Annotated in this window: 16 protein-coding genes; 11 read left to right on the top strand and 5 right to left on the bottom strand. The window is 53.4% G+C overall.

What is annotated here, in order from left to right; genetic code table 11:
* The first annotated feature begins 116 nt into the window (after positions 1-116).
* From ACU6TU_RS07240 to ACU6TU_RS07210, 7 genes are all read left to right on the top strand, one after another.
* Positions 117-1,517 (top strand): PqiA/YebS family transporter subunit, encoded by a 1,401-nt coding sequence (locus ACU6TU_RS07240; RefSeq protein ID WP_447143884.1) that lies wholly within the window; start codon positions 117-119, stop codon positions 1,515-1,517.
* On the top strand, positions 1,510-3,204 hold the full coding sequence (gene pqiB, locus ACU6TU_RS07235; protein WP_447143883.1) for an intermembrane transport protein PqiB: 1,695 nt from the start codon (positions 1,510-1,512) through the stop codon (positions 3,202-3,204). Before ACU6TU_RS07240 ends, pqiB begins: the two co-directional genes overlap by 8 nt.
* Positions 3,205-3,219: 15 nt before the next feature.
* Positions 3,220-3,825 (top strand): PqiC family protein, encoded by a 606-nt coding sequence (locus ACU6TU_RS07230; RefSeq protein ID WP_447143882.1) that lies wholly within the window; start codon positions 3,220-3,222, stop codon positions 3,823-3,825.
* Between the two features lie 176 nt (positions 3,826-4,001).
* Positions 4,002-4,505: a hypothetical protein gene (locus ACU6TU_RS07225; RefSeq protein ID WP_447143881.1), complete on the top strand. Its 504-nt coding sequence runs from the start codon at positions 4,002-4,004 to the stop codon at positions 4,503-4,505.
* An 8-nt stretch (positions 4,506-4,513) separates the two neighbouring features.
* On the top strand, positions 4,514-5,713 hold the full coding sequence (locus ACU6TU_RS07220) for an MFS transporter (protein WP_447143880.1): 1,200 nt from the start codon (positions 4,514-4,516) through the stop codon (positions 5,711-5,713).
* Positions 5,714-5,766: 53 nt separating this feature from the next.
* Positions 5,767-6,834 carry an asparaginase gene (locus ACU6TU_RS07215; RefSeq protein ID WP_447143879.1) on the top strand — a complete coding sequence of 356 codons (1,068 nt, stop codon included), beginning with the start codon at positions 5,767-5,769 and terminating at the stop codon, positions 6,832-6,834.
* Between the two features lie 147 nt (positions 6,835-6,981).
* Entirely contained in the window at positions 6,982-7,221 is a 240-nt protein-coding gene (locus ACU6TU_RS07210) for a DUF2789 domain-containing protein (protein WP_447143878.1), read from the top strand.
* Between the two features lie 77 nt (positions 7,222-7,298).
* Here ACU6TU_RS07210 and ACU6TU_RS07205 read toward each other — a convergent pair whose 3' ends face one another.
* Entirely contained in the window at positions 7,299-7,721 is a 423-nt protein-coding gene (locus ACU6TU_RS07205; RefSeq protein ID WP_447143877.1) for an SRPBCC family protein, read from the bottom strand.
* A 98-nt stretch (positions 7,722-7,819) separates the two neighbouring features.
* A complete protein-coding gene (gene trhP, locus ACU6TU_RS07200) occupies positions 7,820-9,235 on the bottom strand; it encodes a prephenate-dependent tRNA uridine(34) hydroxylase TrhP (protein ID WP_447143876.1) in 1,416 nt (471 codons plus the stop codon).
* A gap of 60 nt (positions 9,236-9,295) precedes the next feature.
* Here trhP and ACU6TU_RS07195 point away from each other — a divergent pair, with 60 nt between their 5' ends.
* Complete coding sequence (locus ACU6TU_RS07195; protein ID WP_447143875.1) at positions 9,296-9,613, top strand: YkgJ family cysteine cluster protein; 318 nt, start codon at positions 9,296-9,298, stop codon at positions 9,611-9,613.
* Between the two features lie 17 nt (positions 9,614-9,630).
* Here the strand turns inward: ACU6TU_RS07195 and ACU6TU_RS07190 are convergent, their stop codons facing one another.
* Both ACU6TU_RS07190 and miaE read right to left on the bottom strand, forming a co-directional pair.
* A complete protein-coding gene (locus ACU6TU_RS07190) occupies positions 9,631-13,527 on the bottom strand; it encodes an AAA family ATPase (protein ID WP_447143874.1) in 3,897 nt (1,298 codons plus the stop codon).
* Positions 13,528-13,556: 29 nt separating this feature from the next.
* On the bottom strand, positions 13,557-14,213 hold the full coding sequence (miaE, locus tag ACU6TU_RS07185; RefSeq protein ID WP_447143873.1) for a tRNA isopentenyl-2-thiomethyl-A-37 hydroxylase MiaE: 657 nt from the start codon (positions 14,211-14,213) through the stop codon (positions 13,557-13,559).
* A 524-nt stretch (positions 14,214-14,737) separates the two neighbouring features.
* On the opposite strand from miaE, the gene acnB reads away from it, so the two are divergent.
* The 3 genes from acnB to ACU6TU_RS07170 all read left to right on the top strand — a co-directional run bounded on the left by acnB (position 14,738) and on the right by ACU6TU_RS07170 (position 19,999).
* A complete protein-coding gene (gene acnB, locus ACU6TU_RS07180; RefSeq protein WP_447143872.1) occupies positions 14,738-17,341 on the top strand; it encodes a bifunctional aconitate hydratase 2/2-methylisocitrate dehydratase in 2,604 nt (867 codons plus the stop codon).
* 176 nt (positions 17,342-17,517) lie between these two features.
* A complete protein-coding gene (gene rraA / locus ACU6TU_RS07175) occupies positions 17,518-18,015 on the top strand; it encodes a ribonuclease E activity regulator RraA (protein WP_447143871.1) in 498 nt (165 codons plus the stop codon).
* Between the two features lie 94 nt (positions 18,016-18,109).
* Complete coding sequence (locus ACU6TU_RS07170; protein ID WP_447143870.1) at positions 18,110-19,999, top strand: glycerophosphodiester phosphodiesterase family protein; 1,890 nt, start codon at positions 18,110-18,112, stop codon at positions 19,997-19,999.
* Between the two features lie 106 nt (positions 20,000-20,105).
* Here ACU6TU_RS07170 and ppsA read toward each other — a convergent pair whose 3' ends face one another.
* The gene (gene ppsA / locus ACU6TU_RS07165) at positions 20,106-22,478 is read right to left on the bottom strand and encodes a phosphoenolpyruvate synthase (RefSeq protein WP_447143869.1); all 2,373 of its coding nucleotides are present in this window, start codon (positions 22,476-22,478) and stop codon (positions 20,106-20,108) included.
* Between the last annotated feature and the right edge of the window lie 76 nt (positions 22,479-22,554).

Below are 22,554 nucleotides of genomic sequence, written 5' to 3'. Positions count from 1 at the left end.
CACAATTGCTGCAGCATCGTTAGTTACGCTGGCAGAATAGTCAAGTGCCAATCCATTCATATCGTCTTGCTCACGATGCCGCACATACGTCTAGACTCACTTAATCAGGCCGTTGTATGAAAACGCAGAAACGCTCGTCCATGACACGTCCCGAGTTAGCCAAAGCGCGTTTTCGCCAACTGGCAGAAGCCGCTTCGCAGGCAGACCTTTCGCCGCCAGAAACAAGAACTCAGCGCAGGCGATTAAGAGCTTGTCATGAATGTGACTGGGTTTCTGCCCTTCCTCCATTAAAGCCCGGTGAAAAAGCCAGCTGCCCACGTTGTGAGCATGTACTGGTCAAAAGGCACCGTTATCCGGCACAGCGCAGCATGGCCTTAGCAGCCTCAGCGCTGACGATGCTATTGCTCGCGATTTCTTTTCCTTTTGTACGTTTTAGTGTCAGTGGCATCGGCAACGAAATTGAATTGACTCAGACCGCGACCACCCTGATAGGCTTTCATCAACCAATCGTGGCAATCGCCGTCATCATGAGTATTGTCGTCTTACCAGCGGTCTACCTTATCGGTCTGATATGGTTGCAGTTTGGCTTGCTGATAGATCGTCAGCTACCGTTTAGCAAAGATGTCGCTCGCTCGCTGACTCACCTTACCCCCTGGTTGATGGCAGATGTATTTATTGTCGGCGCACTGGTGAGCCTGATCAAGATCGCTGGCATCGCGCAGGTCACCTTAGGCGTTTCGTTCTGGGCATTCTGTGCTTTTGCCATTCTACTGTTATTTACTATTCAATCTGTCGATGCCGACTGGATGTGGTTTTCACTTGAAGATGGTGAGCCATTAGCGCCAGAAGGCACTCAAACCGGTGCGCCTGCGGCTACCCAAGGCGTTGTTGGTTGCGCGACCTGCGGGCTCATTAACAGACCTGCCCCCAATGTTCGCAAACCACGCTGCCTTCGTTGCAACGAGCGCCTGCATTCGCGTTTACCTTCCAGCTTACAGCGAACCTGGGCACTTCTGGCGGCGGCCATGGTCATGTATATTCCGGCCAACCTGTATCCCATTATGACCACTACCAGCCTTGGAAAGGAATCTCCTTCGACCATCATCGGTGGCGTCGTGCAGCTTATACAAATGGGATCATGGCCGATTGCTCTGGTCATTTTTATAGCCAGTGTCGTTGTCCCGGTCAGCAAGCTAGTGGCATTAATATGGCTATGCCTGGTTGTCCGCAAAACAAGCGAAATGAACGCACACAACCGCACCGTTATTTATCGGATCACGGAATTTATTGGTCGCTGGTCAATGGTAGACGTTTTTGTGGTCGCTATTCTGGTTGCCCTCATTCGTGCCGGCTCGCTGATGTCGATAACACCCGGTCCCGCAGCGCTCGCCTTCGGCGCCGTGGTAGTCTTGACGATGCTGGCCGCCATGATGTTTGATCCGCGCTTGATATGGGACACACCTTTACCGCGCAATCGCCGCCGAAATCACGTCAACCAGGAACCTGTTGATGGCTAACGAAACACGCAATGAACCACATGGAGAAGAAGCGCTACACCGCGCCAAAACTTCACCTCAAGCCAGACTTTCTCCGATATGGATTATCCCATTGGTGGCCATTGCTATTGGCATCTGGCTGGTATACGACAACTACAGCAGCCGTGGCACGCTAGTGACTCTGACAATGGATAACGCTGATGGCATTGAAGCCGGTAGTACGCTGATCAGAAGCCGAAGCGTTGAAGTCGGTCATGTGGAGAGCGTGAAACTGTCTGAAGACCTGTCTCATGCGGTTATATCAGCGCGCATTAACCAGGAAGCAGAGGAGATGCTGAACGAGAACAGTCGTTTCTGGGTGGTTAAACCACGGATTGGCAGAGAAGGCATCAGTGGCTTGGGCACCGTTTTATCGGGTGCTTATATCCAACTGGAGCCTGGTGATTCCGAAGAGTTTCAGCGCGAATTCAGCGTCAGCGACGTTCCTCCTGTCGCGCCGGCTGGTGTAACCGGGCTTCAGCTTAAACTGGTCAGCCAATTGGGTAATTCCTTGCGCCCTGGTGACCCTGTTTCATATCAAGGATTTACGGTTGGCCGCGTCGATGAGGTGCGTTTTGATGCTGAAGAGCGCACCATGCATCACACCATCTTTATCGAAGACCCTTATTCCAACCTGGTCACTGATAGCACGCGCTTCTGGACGGCCAGTGGTGTTGATTTCCGTCTGGATGCAGACGGTGTGCGCTTGAATCTTGAGTCACTCGAAGCGTTGTTAGGCGGTGGCGTGACTTTTGGGGTACCTGAAGACATGCCAATGGGACAACCCGTTGAGCCTGACACCCGTTTTGACCTCTTCGCCGATGAAGACAGCGCGCGTCAGGGTACCTTCCAGCACTACCTGGAATATGTCTTACTGATTGAAGATACGGTTCGCGGGCTAAGAAAAGGAGCCCCCGTTGAATTCCGTGGCGTGCGGGTCGGCTCCGTCACTGCCGTACCGTGGAATTTCATGGCGCCACAGCCTGATTCGCGCTCAAGCTTTGCTATTCCGGTACTGATCAGAATTGAGCCAGAGCGGCTGGGAATTGCCGGTGACGACATTGACCTAAGCGAATGGCAACAGCGTTTTGAGCGTATGTTCACCAATGGTCTGCGTGCATCGCTAAAAAGTGGCAGCCTGCTTACCGGCGCTCTGTTTGTTGATCTAAATTTCAAACGCGATCTGGCAGGCAACTACGCGGAGGAAACGTTTTCCGGACGCACAGTTTTCCCTATTGTGGCTGGCGACTTTGCTCAGATACAGGCACAGATCACCGCGTTATTGGACAAGTTAAACGGGCTTGAAGTCGAACCATTGCTGGCCGGTCTAGACAGAAATCTGCAGGCCTCTGAAGCCGTACTGAGCGAAACACAGTCGCTGATAAGCGAAACCCGGTCTGTATCAACCTCTATCAATCAGCTGCTGAATGACCCGGACACACTTGAGATGGGCAATAACATCAATGCCACGCTGGAAGAACTGCGCACTACCATGGAAGGTTTATCACCGACGTCTCCTGCCTACCAGGAACTGCTTTCCACGGCTGAGCGCATCAATCGTCTGTTACGTGATCTGCAGCCATTAACGCGTACGTTGAATGAAAATCCACGCGCGCTGCTGTTTGACAACCTGGATACGACTGATCCAATTCCGCGGGCACCACAATAAGTAAGGAGACTTAATATGGCAAGGCGCGTTGACCTATTCATCATGACACTGCTGCTCACATCATTCCTGACGGCCTGCGCCAGCAGCGTCAGCCCACCGTCGCGTTACATGTTACCTGGCGTGTCACCGACGGGCGCTCCAGCCTCACCTCAGACACAGATTAAAGTAAACCTGCCCCGCCTGGCACATTACCTGGATGTCGATGGTATTGTCTTCCAGCTGGATGATATTGAAATGCGGGAAGCCAGAGAGCATCAATGGGCAGACACACTGGCCAGTCAGCTGGAAAAAAATCTGCGCGGCGGATTAGCTCAAGCGCTTCCCACCATCCGTTTTTCCCGGGCAGATGGCCCCTCGGATGAAATACTCTCCTTACACCTGGACGTTGATGAATTCCAGGGACGCTATGATGGCTACGCAGTTGCAAGCGGCCAATGGCAGCTAAGGGACAGAAATAGAAAACTTGTCCATCTTGACAGTTTTCATGCTCGCACCGCATTAAGCAATGATGGCTACCCTGCATTGGTCAGAGCATTAGGCAAGAGCTGGTCTGATGTTGCGCAAGACATCGCCCGGACATTAGAACAGAGAGGTTATACGCAAACCTCACAGACACAATAAAAACGCAGTACATTCAGTCGATCAGCAGTCAATTAACCTATCAAACGGTTAGGCGACAACAGGGTTAACTGTCACAATATGTCAGGTAGCTTTTATCACCGGTTTCCACCACGGCGGGGTGAGAGGTGCTGTGACATTTCATTCATCTGTTAACGTATTTATTCAGGAGTCGCTCGATGGCGTCGTCGCAATTAATGGCAGAGTATCGCCGCTGGCTAACTTTTCAGCGTCAGGAACAACTGAGTCGTGAGCATCAAGGAGTCGAGCAGCGCCTTGAAGATGCCCGTGTTCCTGCCTCCCAAGTCGCTCAGGCCTACCGCAGTATGGCTGAAAAAGCAGCGAAAGAAGGTGCCTGCTATCGTACGCTGTTTCTACGTACCACAGCGGACCAGCCCGCCCTTGTTTGTGAAGGCTGGCTATTTGTGCGTCGTATGTTAAGTGAAGGGCAGCAGACTCGCATCCGAGCCACCCTGCTGGAAACGTTCACGCTCGAAGATGGCATTATTTCGATAGGTGACAAGCCTGCCAAAAAAATTACGCTGGAAATTTACGACCGGTTAAACATTGATAAGGGAATGCGTACCTCACCGCGTGTCGATGCTCTCGAATCAACTCATGACACACACTTCATTACGCTGCTGGATGACGTTCGAGGCGATCTACGTCAACACATGAAATAAGCCTTTTCATGACCCAACGCCAACCAGTGGTTTTTCTCATCTTAATGGTTATCGTCGGGCTTAATTTACGCCCGGCGCTTTCTTCTGTGGCACCATTACTGACACGCCTGCAAGAAACGGCGGGGCTGACTGCCACGGCGGCCGGCCTTCTGACGACACTGCCTGTACTTTTTCTAGGCCTATCGGCACCCCTTGCCCCCTTGCTTTCAAAACGCGTCGGAAGAGAGCGAGCCTTAAGCATAGCGTTAGTCATTTTGACGCTCGGGCTGATCGGGCGTGGCTTGCCCTTGCCAGGCGCTTTATTTATCGGTTCGGCAATGTCAGGTGCTGCCATTGGCCTGGCGGGCACCCTTCTACCTGCCTTGGTCAAACATGAGTTACCCGGCAAGGCTGATCTTGTCACGGGCTTATACACCATGGCGCTATGTCTGGGTGGCGCCATCGGCGCTGGCCTGAGCGTACCATTAACCCTTTGGCTGGGTAGCTGGCAAACGAGCCTGATGAGCTGGTCATTATTGGCCGCGTTCGCCTTGGCGCTATGGCATTTCGCGATACCTGAATCTCAAGCAACGCCGATCACCCAAACCAGCCGCAGTGGTTTCTCAACGCTATTAAAGCAACGCTTAACATGGCAGATCATGCTGTTTATGGGCCTTCAATCTTCCATGGCCTACGTTGTGTTTGGCTGGCTTCCTTCACTACTGGTTGACCGCGGCTACAATGAGTCTTCTGCTGGCTGGACCATGGCAATATCCATTATGTGCCAGCTTTTTTCAGCACTGGCAGCCCCTTGGTTAGCAAGGCTCGGCAGAGATCAACGGCCTGCGTTGATGGTTGTACTACTGCTAACCGCCTCCGGCCTGTGGCTATTACTCATTGGTCCCTTAAGCTGGAAATGGCCTGGTGCCATCCTGCTTGGCATTGGTCAAGGGGGAAGTTTCAGCCTGGCGCTAACTTTATTAGTATTAAGAACCGCTAACTCGCGTTTGGCCGGCCAACTTTCAGGCCTGGTGCAAGGTGGTGGGTACACACTGGCGTCATTGGGGCCTTTTCTGGTTGGCTGGCAACTTCAATCGGGTGCCAGCACCATGTTTGTTGGTTGGTTTTTAATTGCGGTAATCGGACTGTGTGCTTGCTTCGCGATGTTTGCTGGGCGTAATCAGCGCCTTGATGATGACAGCGGATCCTTGACGGTGCATCGTTACTGAATCACGTTTTCTTTTCCACTTTGATGCTGCCTTGCTGGCACTGGAGTTCGTTCATGAGCACGCTTTCACTTACTGCCTGTGCCCCCACCAGAGAACGGGTACTGATTATTTACACAGGCGGCACTATCGGGATGCAGGCCTCCTCTAAAGGGTTGGTGAGTGGCGATAATATTGAAAAAAGAATAGCTCAATCGTTGACCACATTGCCCATCAAAGAGCGTCAACACCTCCCTGTTTATGATGTCATCAGTTATTGCGAATTAATCGACTCCAGTGCGGTAACGCCGTGGCACTGGCAGCAGCTTGCGGCGGATATTCATGCCAACATCAATGACTATGCGGGCATTGTCGTCCTACATGGCACTGACACCATGAGCTGGACAGCGGCAAGCCTTGCTTACCAGTTACAGGGGCTTGATCGCCCCGTCATCCTGACCGGCGCAATGCAGCCGCTTGAAGTAGCTAACAGTGATGCACTGGAAAATATCGTGGGAGCGCTTCGTTTTGCGACCCAGGCAGACCTCCAGGAAGTGGCACTCTACTTTGCTGGCCAGCTATTGCGCGGCATCCGCAGTAGTAAACAGCACACCGAGGCGGCGGATGCCTTTTTCAGCCCTAATTACCCTTTATTAGGCGAGCGCGTAGGGGATGATTTCGTCTACTACGCCCGCCGCGGCTTGGCGTATCAGCAACAGGGAGCACCACGCTTCGAACTTGCCGATTACAGTGCCTTCGCCAACGGTGAAGTGGTTAGGATTGTGCTATGGCCTGGCATCGCTGCCTGGCAGTTAGACGCCTGGCTTGATGATCCTCGCGTCAAAGGCGCTCTGCTGCAACTTTGGGGTTCTGGCAATATTGGAGAAGACGACGCCGTTCTAGAGGTGTTGGCACGCGCCAGCGGCGAAGGAAAACTCATTGCCGCCACCAGCCAGTGCCCGATAGGCCATACCCACCTTGGCGCTTATGCTGCTGGCCATGGCCTTGCCGAGGCTGGCGTTTTATCAGGGGATGGCATGACTGCGGAAGCAGCCTATTGCAAGCTTGTCCACCTTCTTGCTCAACCGCTAACCGATAAGCAGCGCCGACAGCGATTCATGACAGCGCTGGTGGGTGAGCGATAGCCAAGCGAGCGATAGATTGCATATGTTGAAATGAAGCATTTAAGCTACATTAAGGTATGTTCATCACGACAACCTGTTTTATTGTCGATTCAACCTGCCTTATTATAGTTTCAAGAGTTAACACACTCATGCTATTGGAGATAACTAATGGAAAAACCCGTTCATCATTTCAGTGAACTGTTTGAACAACTTGGTCTGGCTAATGACGCTGAGTCCATTGAGCGTTTTATTGAGCGAAACTCACCACTAGCGGATGATATGCCACTTGCAGATGCACCTTGCTGGAACGAAGGGCAAGCCGAATTTCTTCGTGAGGCTGTCGCAGAAGATGCTGACTGGGCCGAGACTGTCGACCACCTGGATGTGTCGATGCATAAGCAAAAATAACGTATTGGTTTTGGTGTGGTTTTATTGGGCATCGTTTTATTGAGCATCATCTCATTGATGCCCAATTAAATTGCTAGCTAGGCATTGTCTTTCAGCTTGGCTTCAACCCGTTCGAGAATTTGCCGACTGACTTTGCCAACTAACGGTTTCGCGGCTTTATTCACCGCTTTCTCTACCAAACGGTTGCGAATCTCGTAAGTCAGGGTCAATGACACCTCGGTACCTTCTGGTACAGCACGTAACTGATAGCGACCATAGTTCTTTACGCCATCCAAAGACTCCCAGGCCAACACTTCGGGTGCACGCGACTCGGTTACTTCAACATCAAAGGTCCAATCCATCCCTACGGCTCGCACATACCAGCGATAGCGTTGATTACCCAGTACTTCAATCCGTTCAATAAGATCTGAATAATCGGCAAAGTCTTCTACCTGGCACAATACGCTGAACACCTTTTCGGGTGGAGCGGATATGATTTCGCTATGTCGGATGGTAGCCATAGAAAATGTCCATTTAGATCAAATATAAGGGGCCAGAATATTCAAGTAATGCATGTAATACTGGCTACATTCACTCTTTTGCATTCAACCATTTGCATTCACCCTTTGGGTAAATCACGCATCAGCAGTGCAAATTCAATACGCTCTGCCGCAATAGCATCACCAGGAACAGGAATACGCACAATGTGTCCCGACCCCGGTGCAGCGCCCATTGACTCTCCGCGCCTGTTCTCAATGTGCTCAAGGATAAAACGGCGGTTCCCGCCCGGGAGCATTAGCTCCATGCCGTCTCCCACTTCAAAACGGTTTTTGACATCGATTTCAAGAATGCCACGCTCTGGGTGGTAACTCATCACTTCACCCACAAACTGCTGATGCACGCCTATTGAATTGCCCTGCTGATAATTCTGATATTCATCATGAACATGCCGACGATAGAATCCTTCGGTGTAGCCACGATTTGCCAGGTTATCCAATTCATCCATCAAGCGCATATCAAACGGACGCCCTGCCGCTGCATCATCAATTGCCTGACGATAAACCTGTGCTGTGCGTGCCACATAGTAAGGCGACTTGGTACGTCCCTCGATTTTCAGAGAGGTAATGCCCATTCGCGTTAACTCCGGCACATGCTGTACGGCGCGCAAATCCTTGGAATTCATGATGTAAGTGCCATGTTCATCTTCGAACACCGGCATCAATTCACCCGGACGGGTACGATCTTCTATCAGCGCCGACAGCTCATCCTGCCCTTCCACACCACCAGCGGTAGCCGTCGATGACGAACTCCCACTGCTCGCGGCAATCAGCCCATTGTCTTCGGGTGTCCAAATACCGCTGGCTGAGTGCGCACGCGCCGAATTGGCAGGCACCACGTCCCCGGTTTCATCCTGCGCGGCTGCCACCGTGTTATATTTCCAGCGGCAAGCGTTAGTGCAGGTTCCCTGATTTGGGTCACGATGGTTAAAATAGCCTGACAGCAGACAGCGCCCCGAGTAAGCGATACATAGCGCACCGTGGACGAAAGTTTCAATTTCCAGATCCGGACACTCAGCGCGAATTTCACCAATTTCGGCTAATGAGAGTTCACGTGACAAAATAATACGGCTAATGCCCTGTTGCTGCCAAAACCTCGCGGCCGCCCAATTCACAACGTTAGACTGCACGGAAAGGTGGATAACCTGCTCTGGCCAACGCTCACGAATCATCATGATTAAACCCGGATCGGACATGATCAATGCATCCGGTCCTGCCTCAATCACCGGCTCCATGTCGCGCAGGTAGGTTTTTAGTTTGCTGTTATGCGGCGCAATATTGGACGCAACATAGAACTGTTTGCCACGTTCATGTGCGTAGGCAATCCCTTTATGCAGGTTATCGATTTTAAAATCGTTGTTGCGTACCCTTAATGAGTAGCGAGGCTGCCCTGCATAGACAGCGTCAGCGCCATAGGCGAAGGCATAGCGCATGTTCTTGAACGTGCCTGCAGGAGACAGTAATTCGGGAGCATTCATTACAAAATTCACTTATAAACAGAACGGTTACATTCACCCAGACAGCGATGCAAAATCCTAATGGTCACATTGATTCAAACAGACGAAGGCGGACAGTCTCAATTCGCTGAACAGACTGAGCAATGCCGCCCCGGATGCGGCGCCTGCTGTATCGCGCCTTCCATCAGCAGTGCTATCCCCGGCATGCCAGATGGCAAGCCCGCAGGTGTGCGTTGTCAGCAGCTTGATAATGATAATCTGTGCCGCCTCTTTGGTGACAGCCGACGGCCAGAGGTATGTGAGCAGTTCACTTTTGACAAGGCGTTATGCGGCACATCACGCCGCGAGGCCCTTGAAAGCCTTTCATGGTTAGAAGGCCATACGCTTACCAACCGTTAACTGACGTTATGCCATCATCAGCTTTCCAGGTTTTCCACTGCAAAACGATGGTCAAGAAGGCTCACCCAACGCACCAATACAGGCGCATCTGTATGATTGACATCTCCCAGCAAGCGGCGGAAAACATCGCGGTTCTCGGTGTCTTCAGGCGCAACTCGAGTCAGCCAGAATGCCAGTGCGGTAAGCTCCTGATGACGATTGCCATGCTCCCGCGCCTGACTGATAGCAAGCTCTACCAGTTGACGAACTCCCTCAGATGAGTGCCCCATCTTATCGCGCACTCGCGCCAACTGAATCGCCAGCTCAGGTAAGAATAAAGTGTTTCGCTCCCGGGCAATTATCAGACATTGATCGAGGTAATCTTCAGCGACAGCAAAATCACCGACCGCTATGCAGGCATCGGAGTACCAGAGGACCGGGCGTTGATAATGGTCACGACCATTAAGCTCTGCCATTTGCTCAAGACTTTGACGAACCTGCTGCACGCCCCCCGCGTCGCCGGCCAATGCCCGCTGCCAGCCAAGCACCCCTTGCGCCGATATCTGCCAGAGCTGCAGGTCAGGGGTTGCCGTCATCGCAGCGGCGCGCTCAGCATGCCGGGCTGCCAGATGCACATGCCCCAGCTGACGATACAGTGTGGCGGCAAACAACAAGGCCATGGCCAGCGTGCCGGGGTGGCCAATCTGCTCAGCCAGGCGAATGGCTGCCGATACCTGACGCTCGGCACGCTGATAATCGCCACGCAGACAAAGCGCCCACCCCTGAAAACACGCAGCGGTGACTTGCGGATGATCGGAAAACGGCAGCCACTCAATCATCATGGGAGAGTTAAGCGGATCAATTTCATCCAGATGGTCATAGGCTTGCTGAATTTTACCCGCCCAATACTCACAGTGTGCGCGAGCGTAATCTGCCAGCCGCTGGTAACGTGGATCTTCCAGCCTGGCCGCAAGGTCCGCCAGCGTCGATGCCAGCGCAAAGGCATCCGCGTGAGCGTAACGTTGGCTGCGCCCTACCCATAATCCCCATTTGACCAGGAATATCTGCTCAATGTCTTCCGGCTCATTAGACTCATGGCCATCGGCACTGATCAGCAATTCACGAGCACGTAAAAAGCTCTCATGGGCGGTGGGTGAACCATGGCCCTCCAACGCAAACGCCGCTTGCCCACGAACGGTCAGCAGACTGATTTCGCGCTCTGCCTCATGATCGACATGCCGTAAGCTCGCCAACCCAAAGTCTGCCATGCGCAACGCGGTGCGGTTGGCACTGACTTTTAAGGCTTCCCGAGCGGCAAGTTCAAAATAACGGGCGCCACGAGCGTAATGACCGCTACGACGTAGATGGGTCGCAAAATCGCCCGGATGACGACTGATCCACATCGGGAAGCGCTCTTCAATCAGGCTGACGACCTGCTGATGAAGTTTGACACGCACATCACGTGGACATGACAGGTATGCCGCTTCCTGCAAGAGCTGATGACTGAATTGATACTCATACTCCGGCCCTTCATGCTCCACTGACTCAATGATCTCCAGCTGACGCATGTGGGTGAGCGCCTGCTGCAAGGCCGGTTGATCAAGTTCACAGCATTCAGCCAGAAAATCCAGCCGGAAGCGTTTGCCCAGCACCGCCGCCACATGGGCAACATGGCGATCCTGTTCCAGCTGGTCAATCCGACTCGCCAGCAGACCCAACAAACCTTTAGGCAAATCATCAAACTGTACGGAACGCCCTTCACGGCGATCCAGATCCAGGCGCCGACAAATTTCCTGCATGTACAGCGGAACACCGTCACAGCGCTCAATGATCTGATTACGTAAGCGGGGACTTAAATGAATGCGATAACGCCGCGACAGCTGAGATAACAGACGCGAGGATTGCTGGGTATCCAGTCGTCCAAGGGTAATCTGCTGGTCCCAATGAAGCTTGACCGGCAATGACTCGCGCCCGTGATGGCTAGCCACCAGCATAAAGGGTGTATGGATCGGCAAGCGAGCCTGTAGGCCAGCTAGCACTTTGAAAGAAGGCTCATCCAGCCACTGTAAGTCATCCACCATCAAGACCAGTGTGCGTTGTGCTGACTGGGACTCAATGACGGCATGCAGCAGGTTAACCACCAGCTCCAGCGCTTCACCGTTCTGAATCAGATGTGAAACTTCCTGAACATCGCGAACCCCCAGCGCCTCCTCCAACAGTTGTTGCTGGCTGTCGTTCAAGGCTTTCATTTCAAGGTGCGTCTGAAGCTCGTGTAGCCTATCGACATCCGGTGATGCATCCAGGTGCCAGGCCACCAGGCTACGTGCAACACCGTAAGGTTCCAGTACTGAAAGGCGTGTCGTGGGCTGCCAGCAAATGGCAGCATCACGGCTAAGCTCAAGCTGGCGAAAACCCACCATTAACGCGGATTTCCCCATTCCTGAAGGCCCCCGCACCATGACGCTCTGGCGCAACCCGATGCCAGCCCGCGCGAGTGCGTCGCGTAACGTGCGTAAAGCGGTTTCCCTGCCTACCAGGCTAGGGGGCGCAGCATCGCGCCCACCTTCATTGCGGCCCAATACAAGCGCCCGCAAGCGCACACGGCCATCGCTGGCGACCAGGCGTGATACCAGACGCGGCTGAAGATCCAGCGCAGGCGGCATATGCTGGCTGGCTTCCTGGGAAATCACCAGTTCACTGCCTTCAGAAGCACTCATCAATTCCAGTGACGTCTGCGTTACCTGCCCTAATGGATCCGCCAATTGGCGCTCTGGCAGATAGACCACTCGCCCGCTATGTAAGCCGGCGGCAAGCTCAAAATGCGGCGGCTCACCTTCACCTGTCCAGTGACGCTCACATTCTTGCGGCAAGGCCTGCTGACAATGTTCATAAAGCGCGACCAATTCTGCCAGTTGATGCGCAGGACCATGCGTACCGAAACAGGCAAGGCCCAGGCCACCCGTGGCACCGGGTAGCCAGAACCCGCCCAGGTGATGGCATTGGCGTTCCAGCCAGCGCAGCAACTCAAGTTGAAGCGATAAACAGCTTCGCGTTGCATCACGATCCTGCCAGTCACCCTGTAGACGCAGCCGAATCGCCATCACGGAGAGCTGACGTAGCTCAATTTCATCTTCTCTCAATGGCTTGCTATCGGCGGCCAGTACTCTTCCATAAGCCCCCTGGGGTGACATGCCATGAGGATCCTGCGGCACATCGGACCAGAAATTCGCCAGTTTTAGAAAGCTAGGCTCCGGCTGCTGCCCCGACAGCGCGAGCAGCTGCAGATAACTGTTGTATTGCTCATGGGCGGCTGCCATCTGGTCTTTTTCAGCCAGCTGTTTCACCAGACGCTCGTGAAAAGGCCCGTAGCCTGAAAAACGGCTAACCAGGGTTTCAAGCAACTCATCAGGCAAGTTGCTGTGCCCTTCAAGAACCTGTTCGGCGAAGCGGATAACGCGCTGACGCCATTCGTTTCTGGTCTGTACCAACCAACGCTGGAATTCACCACAGTTCGCCAGTTGCAGCTCTTCGACGAGATCTCCCTGGTAGCACGCCATGATGGTTTCCAGGGTTTCAAGATCTCGCGGCCCCTCAAGCATGCGCTGTAATTCATGCAGATCGACGCGCCAATCAGCCGGGAGCTGAAAGGCAATTGTCTGACGGGATACCGTTAATACCTCGTCGGCGTTCTCCCCCAGGGATTGACGCAGACAATGTAAAGCATGGCGCAGGTTTGTCCGCCCAGAAGACAGCCCCTGGTCTGGCCAGAGCAATTCCGCCAACGCCGCTCGATTAATCGACTGACGATGGAGTAAAAGGTAAACCAGCAGCGCCTTGACTTTGTCATAGCTGAAGTGGGTGATGACATCATCACCCTGCGTCAGTGAAAAATGTCCCAAGAGCACCAGTTGGTCGGTTTCACGAGCATCGAGCATGGTACATGTCCTAGTGGGCTGCCAGCAGATTAGGCTGGAACACCGCTGTGGAAACGAAATGCGGTATCGGATGACAGAATAAGATCCTGTTCCCGGGCGACGAACAACGCAATACGGTCATCGATAGACACTTTTGTCTGCTGGCGAGCCAGTAAAAGATAATCTTCGAAGTGACGGCCTTCCGATTTGACCAGTGTGCGGTAAAACTTCGCCAACTCTTCATCAAGATAAGGAATCAGGCGAGCAAAGCGTTCGCAACTGCGCGCTTCAATCAAGGCACCGATAATTAACACGTCAATCAGACGCTCAGGGTCACTGCTACGCATATGTTGGCGCAGCCCGTCTGCATAACGTGATGCCGTCAGGTGGTGATAGGTCACGCCGCGTTTTTCCATCAGCGTCACCACCTGCTCAAAATGCAGTAACTCTTCACGGGCCAGCTGTGACATCTTGCTCAGTAACAGTGGCTGATCCACATAGCGATAAAGAAGGCTCATGGCGGTGGACGCCGCTTTTTTTTCGCACTGGGCATGATCAATCAGCAGGATATCCGGGTTGGCAAGCGCCCATGAAATCCAGGCGTCTGGCGTTGGGCAGCCAAGGAAATTTAGCAGGCTCTCTGGTAGCAGATCATCTGCTTGAAGGCTGTGATGCGCTTTATTTAACGCCACAGGAAGGTTTGACATACAAGATCTACTCAAGACTTTTATCGCCATTGTACAACATTTAAAAACTTTATTTAAAAACTTTCACCCATGCACCAGAGACTTTCGGCGCATTTATGTACCGTTGAATCCTGCCCATGGTAACGTGCAACACGCATAATCACACCTGCTTACCTCGTAAACTGCTTACCTGTTCCTGCCTGCTCGCCCCCAACACAATATTTTGTCTAAATTGATCCTTCCTTAAAAATACTGGCAGCACACTTGCGCCTCAGCGGCATATCCTAAGTCCTGATTCCTTACTTGCCGACACCTTACGTGCTGATTCCTTACGTGCTGACTAAATGACTAAAGTACTAAATGACTAAAGTACTAGGGGCTTGAAGCGGCTTCATCTTAACATTGTCGACAGTTTGCCGTAGAATTAGCAACATCTAACCAGACGCTGTTTGTCAAGCGTATAAAGTGAGCCTAGCGAAGAATGAGTGGTTGCCTTGCAGCCGCGCCTCGCTGGCCATCATAAAGCCAATGAGAGGGCCCCAAACGTGCTTGAAGCTTACCGCCAACATGTCGAAGAACGCGCTGCTGAGGGCGTCCCTGCCAAGCCTTTAAATGCAGAGCAGGTTGCTGCACTTATCGAGCTCCTGAAAAACCCGCCGGCAGGTGAAGAAGAATTCATTCTGGAACTGATTACCGACCGCGTTCCTCCGGGCGTGGATGAAGCAGCCTATGTAAAAGCTGGCTTTTTGACTGCCATTGCCAAGGGAGAAGCAACGTCTCCCCTGATTGACAGGATTCATGCTGTAAAACTTCTTGGCACCATGCAGGGCGGTTATAACATCGTTTCCATGGTCGAGCTGCTGGATGATGAAGCGCTGGCTCAAGAAGTCGGTGAACAGCTCAAGCACACCCTCCTCATGTTTGATGCTTTCCACGACGTGGAAGAACGCGCCAAAAATGGTAACGCGGTTGCAAAAGATGTTATCCAGTCCTGGGCTGACGCTGAATGGTTCCTGGCCAAACCGGCACTGGAAGACAAAATCACCTTGAGCGTTTTCAAAGTGCCAGGTGAAACCAATACAGATGATCTTTCGCCTGCACCGGATGCATGGTCTCGCCCGGATATTCCCCTGCACGCCCGAGCCATGCTCAAAAACGAACGTGAAGGCATCGAGCCGCAGGAACAAGGGCAAGTAGGGCCGCTGCAACAGATTGAAGACGTGAAATCCAAGGGCTTCCCGGTTGCCTATGTAGGTGACGTGGTAGGTACCGGTTCTTCGCGTAAATCTGCGACCAACTCCGTTCTGTGGTTCTTTGGCGACGACATTCCGAATGTCCCCAATAAACGTGCAGGTGGCTTCTGCTTCGGCAGCAAGATTGCACCCATCTTCTTCAACACCATGGAAGATTCCGGCGCTCTACCGGTCGAAATGGATGTTTCCAACCTGAACATGGGTGACGTGATTGACGTTTACCCGTATGAAGGCAAGGTCTGCAGACATGGGACCGACGAGGTTCTCAGCACCTTCGAGCTCAAGACCCAGTTGATTCTTGATGAAGTGCGTGCTGGCGGACGTATTCCGCTGATCATTGGCCGTGGTTTGACCGGCAAAGCGCGTGAGTCCCTTGGCCTGGAAGCATCTGATGTATTCCGTCTTCCAGACCAGCCGGCCGATACGGGCAAGGGCTTCACACTGGCTCAGAAAATGGTCGGTAAAGCGTGTGGCCTCGATGGCGTTCGCCCCGGCATGTACTGTGAGCCGAAGATGACCACGGTGGGTTCCCAGGATACGACTGGGCCAATGACCCGTGATGAACTGAAAGACCTGGCTTGCCTCGGCTTCCAGGCGGATCTGGTCATGCAGTCTTTCTGTCACACAGCGGCCTACCCGAAGCCGGTGGACGTGGACACTCACCATACCCTGCCCGACTTCATCATGAACCGTGGTGGTGTTTCGCTACGTCCGGGTGATGGCATCATCCACAGCTGGCTGAACCGTATGCTGCTGCCGGATACCGTCGGTACCGGCGGTGACTCGCACACCCGCTTCCCGCTGGGCATTTCCTTCCCTGCTGGCTCTGGCCTGGTAGCGTTTGCCGCTGCCACCGGCGTCATGCCGCTGGATATGCCGGAATCCGTTCTGGTTCGCTTCAAAGGCAAGCGTCAGCCTGGCGTGACCCTGCGTGATCTGGTTCACGCCATTCCGCTGTACGCTATCAAGCAAGGGCTCTTGACCGTTGAGAAATCCGGCAAGAAAAATGCCTTCTCCGGGCGCGTGCTTGAAATCGAAGGATTAGAAGACCTGACCGTTGAACAGGCGTTCGAACTGTCTGATGCTTCGGCCGAGCGCTCTGCTGCCGGTTGTACCATTACCCTTTCCGAAGAAAGCGTAACCGAGTACTTGAAGTCCAACATCACGCTGCTCAAGTGGATGATGGCCAATGGTTATGGCGATGAGCGCACCATCAGCCGTCGTATCGAAGGCATGCAGGAATGGCTGGCTAACCCGAGCCTGATGCGTGGAGACAAAGACGCTGAGTACGCGGAAGTCATTGAAATCGACCTTGAGGAAATCAAGGAGCCGGTTCTATGTGCCCCTAACGACCCGGACGATGCCCGTTTGCTGTCTGAAGTGGCTGGCGAGAAAATCGACGAAGTCTTTATCGGCTCGTGCATGACCAACATCGGCCACTTCCGCGCCGCTGGCAAACTGCTTGAAAAACAGCCTGCCGGCAGCCTGAAAACTCGCCTGTGGCTGGCACCGCCTACCAAGATGGACCAGCACCAGCTGACCGAAGAAGGTTACTACGGCATCTACGGTCGCGCTGGCGCACGGATGGAAATGCCAGGCTGCTCGCTGTGCATGGGTAACCAGGCACGCGTTGCTTCCAAGAGCACCGTTGTGTCGACCTCTACCCGTAACTTCCCCAACCGTCTGGGGGATGGTGCAAACGTTTATCTGGCGTCAGCTGAACTCGCCGCCGTAGCAGCCGTCGAGGGTCGCCTGCCTTCGGTGGAAGAGTATCAGCGTTACATGAGTGAGTTCGACGCCATGGCCGGTGAAATTTACCGTTATATGAACTTCCACGAAATCGAGGAGTACCAAAAAATCGCCTCGAACGTGATTCCGATTGCTCAGGAAGCGTAACCCAAGCAACCTGCAAACGTTATCGCCGATGCTCGCAACATCGCAGGCGCACGGTATTATTACTGTGCGCCTGAGCCGATGATCCAACGCCTCGCCTGGTTTCCCAGTGCGAGGCGTTTTTTTATAGCTCTTCGAAACAGCTCTTCGAAAAAACCACCCAAAACTGGAGACATGCAATGAACGACACTCCCTCTATTGTTACACCTGATATCTGCGATGCTTACCCGGAAGTGGCGGTTGTTGACCCTATCTTTGCCAATTTTGGTGGTCGCGATGCCTTTGCTGGCCCGGTGAGAACCGTTAAGTGTTTTGAAGACAACTCCATGGTCAAACAAGCGGTTGCCGAACCTGGTGAAGGCGCGGTACTGGTTGTCGACGCAGGTGGTTCCTGCCGCTGCGCCATGCTTGGCGACATGCTGGCCGAACAGGCAGCATCCAATGGCTGGGCAGGAGTTGTGATGTACGGTTGCGTACGCGATGTTGATATTCTGATAACGCTTGATCTGGGGGTTCAGGCATTAGGCAGCCATCCACGCAAGAGTGAAAAACGCGGTGAAGGTCAGCGCGATATTCCTGTCGACATCGGTGGCGTTAGCATCTCGCCTGGCCAATGGCTGTATGCCGATAACAACGGCATCCTGATTGCTGACCAGCGCCTATCTCTTTCTATCTAAAACAGATACAACAGCTGCCTAACCACTTGCCCACCCTTGCCAGCGCTGGCCATGAATGCCACGCTGGCATTCTCATCAGCCACTTGCTAATGCCATGCAACCACTTAAAACGCTTGGTAGTTTATTACTCAGGACGTTAAGGGAACACGTTCGCCCACTGATCGCCTTTCATCTGTTTTTTACTTTACTGGCATCATTCCTGCTGTTGCCCGTTGCCTCCTGGGCGACACAACGTATTTTTGCCCAGCTAGACAGCAGCGTAGTGACGACCAATGCAATGGTTGCACTACTGTTCAGCCCGACCGGGCTTGCTATCGCGCTGCCAGTGATAGCAAGCGCCTTTATTATTCTCTACTGGCAGCAGGCTGGCATGCTGCAGGTTGCCGTGCGGCCACAGGCTAACCACTACCGCCTGGCGCTTGTGGCGCTCTGGCTGAGCACCCACCGTTTACCTGCGCTTTCTGGCCTGGTGATACTTCAGGTAGGCGCACATCTATTGTTGATTGCCCCTTTCATGCTGGTGCTTACCTGGCTTCATGATTTCTGGTTGAGTGGCATTGACGCGTACTACCTGCAGATTGCACGACCACCAGCGCTCTGGTATTTCATTGCTTCCGCCTTACCCGTCATTGGTCTATGGGCATGGCTTGCCAGCTGGCTTTATCTGCGTTGGGTATTGGCGCTGCCACTCGTCTCTTTGGAAAAAAAACCTCCCCTTCAGGCACTTAAGCGAAGTGTTGTTTTAACACGCGGGTGGCACCGCTCCATTGCTTTTGCAGTGCTGGCAGTACTGCTCGGCGTTATTGCGCTGCCTGTTCTGGTGACATGGGTCTTTGACCACCTGTTCACCCCGTTGCTTTGGTGGCTACCCGAACACAACGCCCTGCTGATCCCCGCCACCCTCGCCTACCTGACTGGCTACGTCCTGTTAACATTAGGTATTACCTTTCTGGGGGTTGCTGTCAATGCCATGCTTTCGGCAAGTCTTTACACTCAGCTGGTACATGCAGCACCACCGGAGAGCCTGCCTCCTGCTTCCCATCCTGGGCGACTGGCCTGGGCGGTAGAGATGGGCGTTTTACTATTCGCCGCCGTTCAGGCGTGGTGGGTGTTGACCAGCTTCGAGTTGCGAGATGACGTTGACATCATCGCTCACCGCGGTAGCTCCATGGTAGCGCCAGAGAACACCCTGTCGGCCATTCGACAGGCGTTAGTGGATGGTGCCAACAGCGTCGAGATTGACGTTCAGCTAACCGCTGATCAGGACGTCATGCTCTATCACGACACCAGCCTGCAGAGACTGACAGGCAATCCGCGTAATTTCACAGAGCTGACACGGGAAAAACTCAGCCAGCTTGATGTCGGAGAATGGTTTGATGCTAAATATCGCGGAGAACGCATTCCCACCCTTGCCGCCGCCCTGGAAACCGTGCGCGGCAGTGCCAGTCTGATGATTGAACTTAAGCCGCAGTTTGGGCATGAACGCACCTTGGCGGAAGCCGTTCTGCGTATACTGGAGGAAGAAAACCAGCTGCGGCTTGCCTGCTGGGCAGCGCAAACCGACAGTATTCAAGCTTATGTGACCTGTGGTTTCCCGGATGTCTTTGCAGAAATGCGCATCGCCGTTATGACGCCCTCTCTGTTGCGCTACATTGAGGGTGCTGCCCCACAGCTGCGTACAACATTACTGGCTCAGCTGATCATGCCAGGCACTCTTAATCGGCGAGACTTTGATGCGCTTGGCCTACGCCATAACCGGATTACCAAAAATGAAATTCGGCTGGCACGTGTTTACGGTTATGAGATTCATGCATGGACCGTTAATAGCCGTGCACGCATGTCGACGCTTATCGATATGGGGGTTGACGGCATTATTACCGACTATCCGCAACAACTGGCCCAACTCATGGATGACCGTCGCGAACTCAGTGATGGGGGGCTGATGCTGGTAAAACTGCGTAACTGGTTACGCAGTGAAGGATAGGAACGATTTGATTTATCTGTAAAAACACCGTCACGGCACACAAAGGCGTGCCATGACGGTGTATTTTTGACAACTCACCAGTAGCTTTACACCAGCAACTAGCGGCTTAGTTGAGGGTTTCACCCGCCAGCATGAACCAGGTTTCCAGAACGGCGTCCGGGTTCAGGGAAACAGAATCAATCCCCTGCTCCATCAGCCATTTGGCCAGGTCTGGATGGTCAGACGGCCCTTGACCACAGATACCGACATATTTCCCCTGTGCCTTACAGGCCTGGATAGCCATGGCCAGCAGCTTTTTGACGGCTTCATTACGCTCATCAAACAGATGCGCCACGATGCCGGAATCACGATCAAGCCCAAGTGTCAGCTGGGTTAAGTCGTTTGAGCCAATCGAGAAACCATCAAAGTACTGCAGGAATTCATCTGCCAGCAAGGCATTCGCTGGCAGCTCACACATCATAATTACCTTCAGTCCGTTATCACCGCGCTTCAGACCGTTGGCCGCCATCAGATCAACGACTTCACGCGCCTCATCAGGAGTCCGCACGAAGGGCACCATGATCTCGACGTTATCAAGGCCCATGACCTCGCGTACGCGTTTGAGCGCACGACACTCCAGTTCGAAGCACGGACGAAACGCTTCAGAGATATAACGTGAAGCACCCCGGAAGCCCAGCATGGGGTTTTCTTCACCGGGCTCATACAGTTTGCCGCCGATCAGATTTTCATATTCGTTGGACTTGAAGTCGGACAGGCGAACAATTACCCGCTGCGGATAAAAAGCGGCGGCTAGCGTTGAAATCCCTTCCACCAGTTTATCGACATAAAAACTGACTGGATCCGTATAGCCTGCCGTTCTCAAATCAATAATCTGCTGCAGATCTGACGGCAGCGTATCGTATTCCAGCAGCGCCTTGGGATGGACGCCAATCATACGGTTGATAATGAATTCCAGGCGTGCCAGGCCCACACCTGCATTGGGCAGACTGGAGAAGCCAAAAGCACGATCCGGATTGCCCACGTTCATCATGATCTTGAACGGGATATCAGGCATGGCATCAACAGTGGAGACTTTATAGTCGAACTCAAGAAGTCCTTCATAGACGTGTCCAGCGTCGCCTTCCGCACAGGAAACCGTCACATCACTGCCTTCGTCGAGCAGCTCGGTGGCCTCTCCACAGCCTACGACGGCAGGAATACCCAGCTCGCGCGCGATAATAGCCGCGTGACAGGTACGGCCACCGCGGTTAGTCACGATGGCAGAGGCGCGTTTCATGATCGGTTCCCAATCCGGGTCGGTCATGTCGGTCACCAACACATCTCCATCATGAATCTTGTCCATCTCATCAGGGCTGAGCACAATCTTGACAGCCCCGCGACCAATGCGTTGACCAATGGCGCGACCCGTTACCAGTGTGCGGCCTTTTTCTTTAAGGTGGAAACGTTCCAGTTTGCCACCTTCCTGCTGAGACACTACGGTTTCAGGGCGGGCCTGGACGATATACAGCTCACCATCATCGCCATCCAACGCCCACTCGATATCCATTGGGCGCTGATAATGCTTTTCAATCGTCATAGCCTGTTCAGCCAGTGCCATCACCTGAGCATCATTGAGGCAGAAACGACCACGGTCTTTGAGCGGCACATCGACGGTCTCTACCGATTTGCCCGCACTGGTATCGTCGGTGTAGACCATCTTGATCAGCTTTGAACCGAGATTACGCCGCAGCACGGCCGGACGCCCTGCTGCCAGCGTCGGTTTGTGAACATAGAACTCGTCAGGATTAACCGCCCCCTGAACCACGGTTTCACCCAGACCCCAGGAGGCGGTGACGAAAACAGCATCCCGATAGCCGGATTCCGTGTCTAACGTAAACATCACGCCAGCAGCACCGGTTTCAGAACGTACCATCTTCTGAATGCCTGCTGACAACGCCACGTTTTCATGGGCATAGCCACGGTGAACGCGGTAAGAAATGGCACGATCATTAAACAGCGAGGCAAATACTTCATGCACCGCTCGCTTGATGTTGTCGAACCCTTCAATATTGAGGAAGGTTTCCTGCTGGCCAGCAAAAGAAGCATCCGGAAGGTCTTCAGCTGTCGCTGAGCTTCGCACGGCCACTTTCAGGTTGGGGTGTTGCTGTTGAAGTTGCTCATAAGCCTGGCGCAGAGCGGCCTCAAAAGCGGGTGGTAACGGCGTATCAATCACCCACTGACGAATATCGCGGCCCGCTTCTGCCAGCGCTTTAACGTCATCAACGTCCAGGCGTGACAAGGTCGCATTAATACGTTCATTAAGATTTTTGTGGGAGAGAAATTCCCGGTAAGCATGTGCCGTGGTAGCAAAGCCGCCAGGCACCGTCACGCCAACGCCAGACAGGTTTGAAATCATTTCACCTAACGAGGCGTTTTTACCACCGACCCGTTCTACATCGCCCATGCCCAACTGGTTAAACCACAGAATGTAATCTTCCACGCAACCCCCTAGAGTTTAGCCTCTGCACGGCCAGCGGGCCGCCAAAATAGATGCTGACACCCTAGCATCGCCCCAT

It is taken from the genome of Halomonas sp. LS-001 (assembly GCF_052983955.1).
This window is presented reverse-complemented; position numbering and strand designations above follow the sequence as displayed.

Bases quoted from the DNA above. Each gene is read 5' to 3' on its own strand.
- ACU6TU_RS07240 (WP_447143884.1), top strand. From the start codon at position 117: ATGAAAACGCAGAAACGCTCGTCCATGACACGTCCCGAGTTAGCCAAA.
- pqiB (WP_447143883.1), top strand. From the start codon at position 1,510: ATGGCTAACGAAACACGCAATGAACCACATGGAGAAGAAGCGCTACAC.
- ACU6TU_RS07230 (WP_447143882.1), top strand. From the start codon at position 3,220: ATGGCAAGGCGCGTTGACCTATTCATCATGACACTGCTGCTCACATCA.
- ACU6TU_RS07225 (WP_447143881.1), top strand. From the start codon at position 4,002: ATGGCGTCGTCGCAATTAATGGCAGAGTATCGCCGCTGGCTAACTTTT.
- ACU6TU_RS07220 (WP_447143880.1), top strand. From the start codon at position 4,514: ATGACCCAACGCCAACCAGTGGTTTTTCTCATCTTAATGGTTATCGTC.
- ACU6TU_RS07215 (WP_447143879.1), top strand. From the start codon at position 5,767: ATGAGCACGCTTTCACTTACTGCCTGTGCCCCCACCAGAGAACGGGTA.
- ACU6TU_RS07210 (WP_447143878.1), top strand. From the start codon at position 6,982: ATGGAAAAACCCGTTCATCATTTCAGTGAACTGTTTGAACAACTTGGT.
- ACU6TU_RS07205 (WP_447143877.1), bottom strand. From the start codon at position 7,721: ATGGCTACCATCCGACATAGCGAAATCATATCCGCTCCACCCGAAAAG.
- trhP (WP_447143876.1), bottom strand. From the start codon at position 9,235: ATGAATGCTCCCGAATTACTGTCTCCTGCAGGCACGTTCAAGAACATG.
- ACU6TU_RS07195 (WP_447143875.1), top strand. From the start codon at position 9,296: ATGGTCACATTGATTCAAACAGACGAAGGCGGACAGTCTCAATTCGCT.
- ACU6TU_RS07190 (WP_447143874.1), bottom strand. From the start codon at position 13,527: ATGCTCGATGCTCGTGAAACCGACCAACTGGTGCTCTTGGGACATTTT.
- miaE (WP_447143873.1), bottom strand. From the start codon at position 14,213: ATGTCAAACCTTCCTGTGGCGTTAAATAAAGCGCATCACAGCCTTCAA.
- rraA (WP_447143871.1), top strand. From the start codon at position 17,518: ATGAACGACACTCCCTCTATTGTTACACCTGATATCTGCGATGCTTAC.
- ACU6TU_RS07170 (WP_447143870.1), top strand. From the start codon at position 18,110: ATGCAACCACTTAAAACGCTTGGTAGTTTATTACTCAGGACGTTAAGG.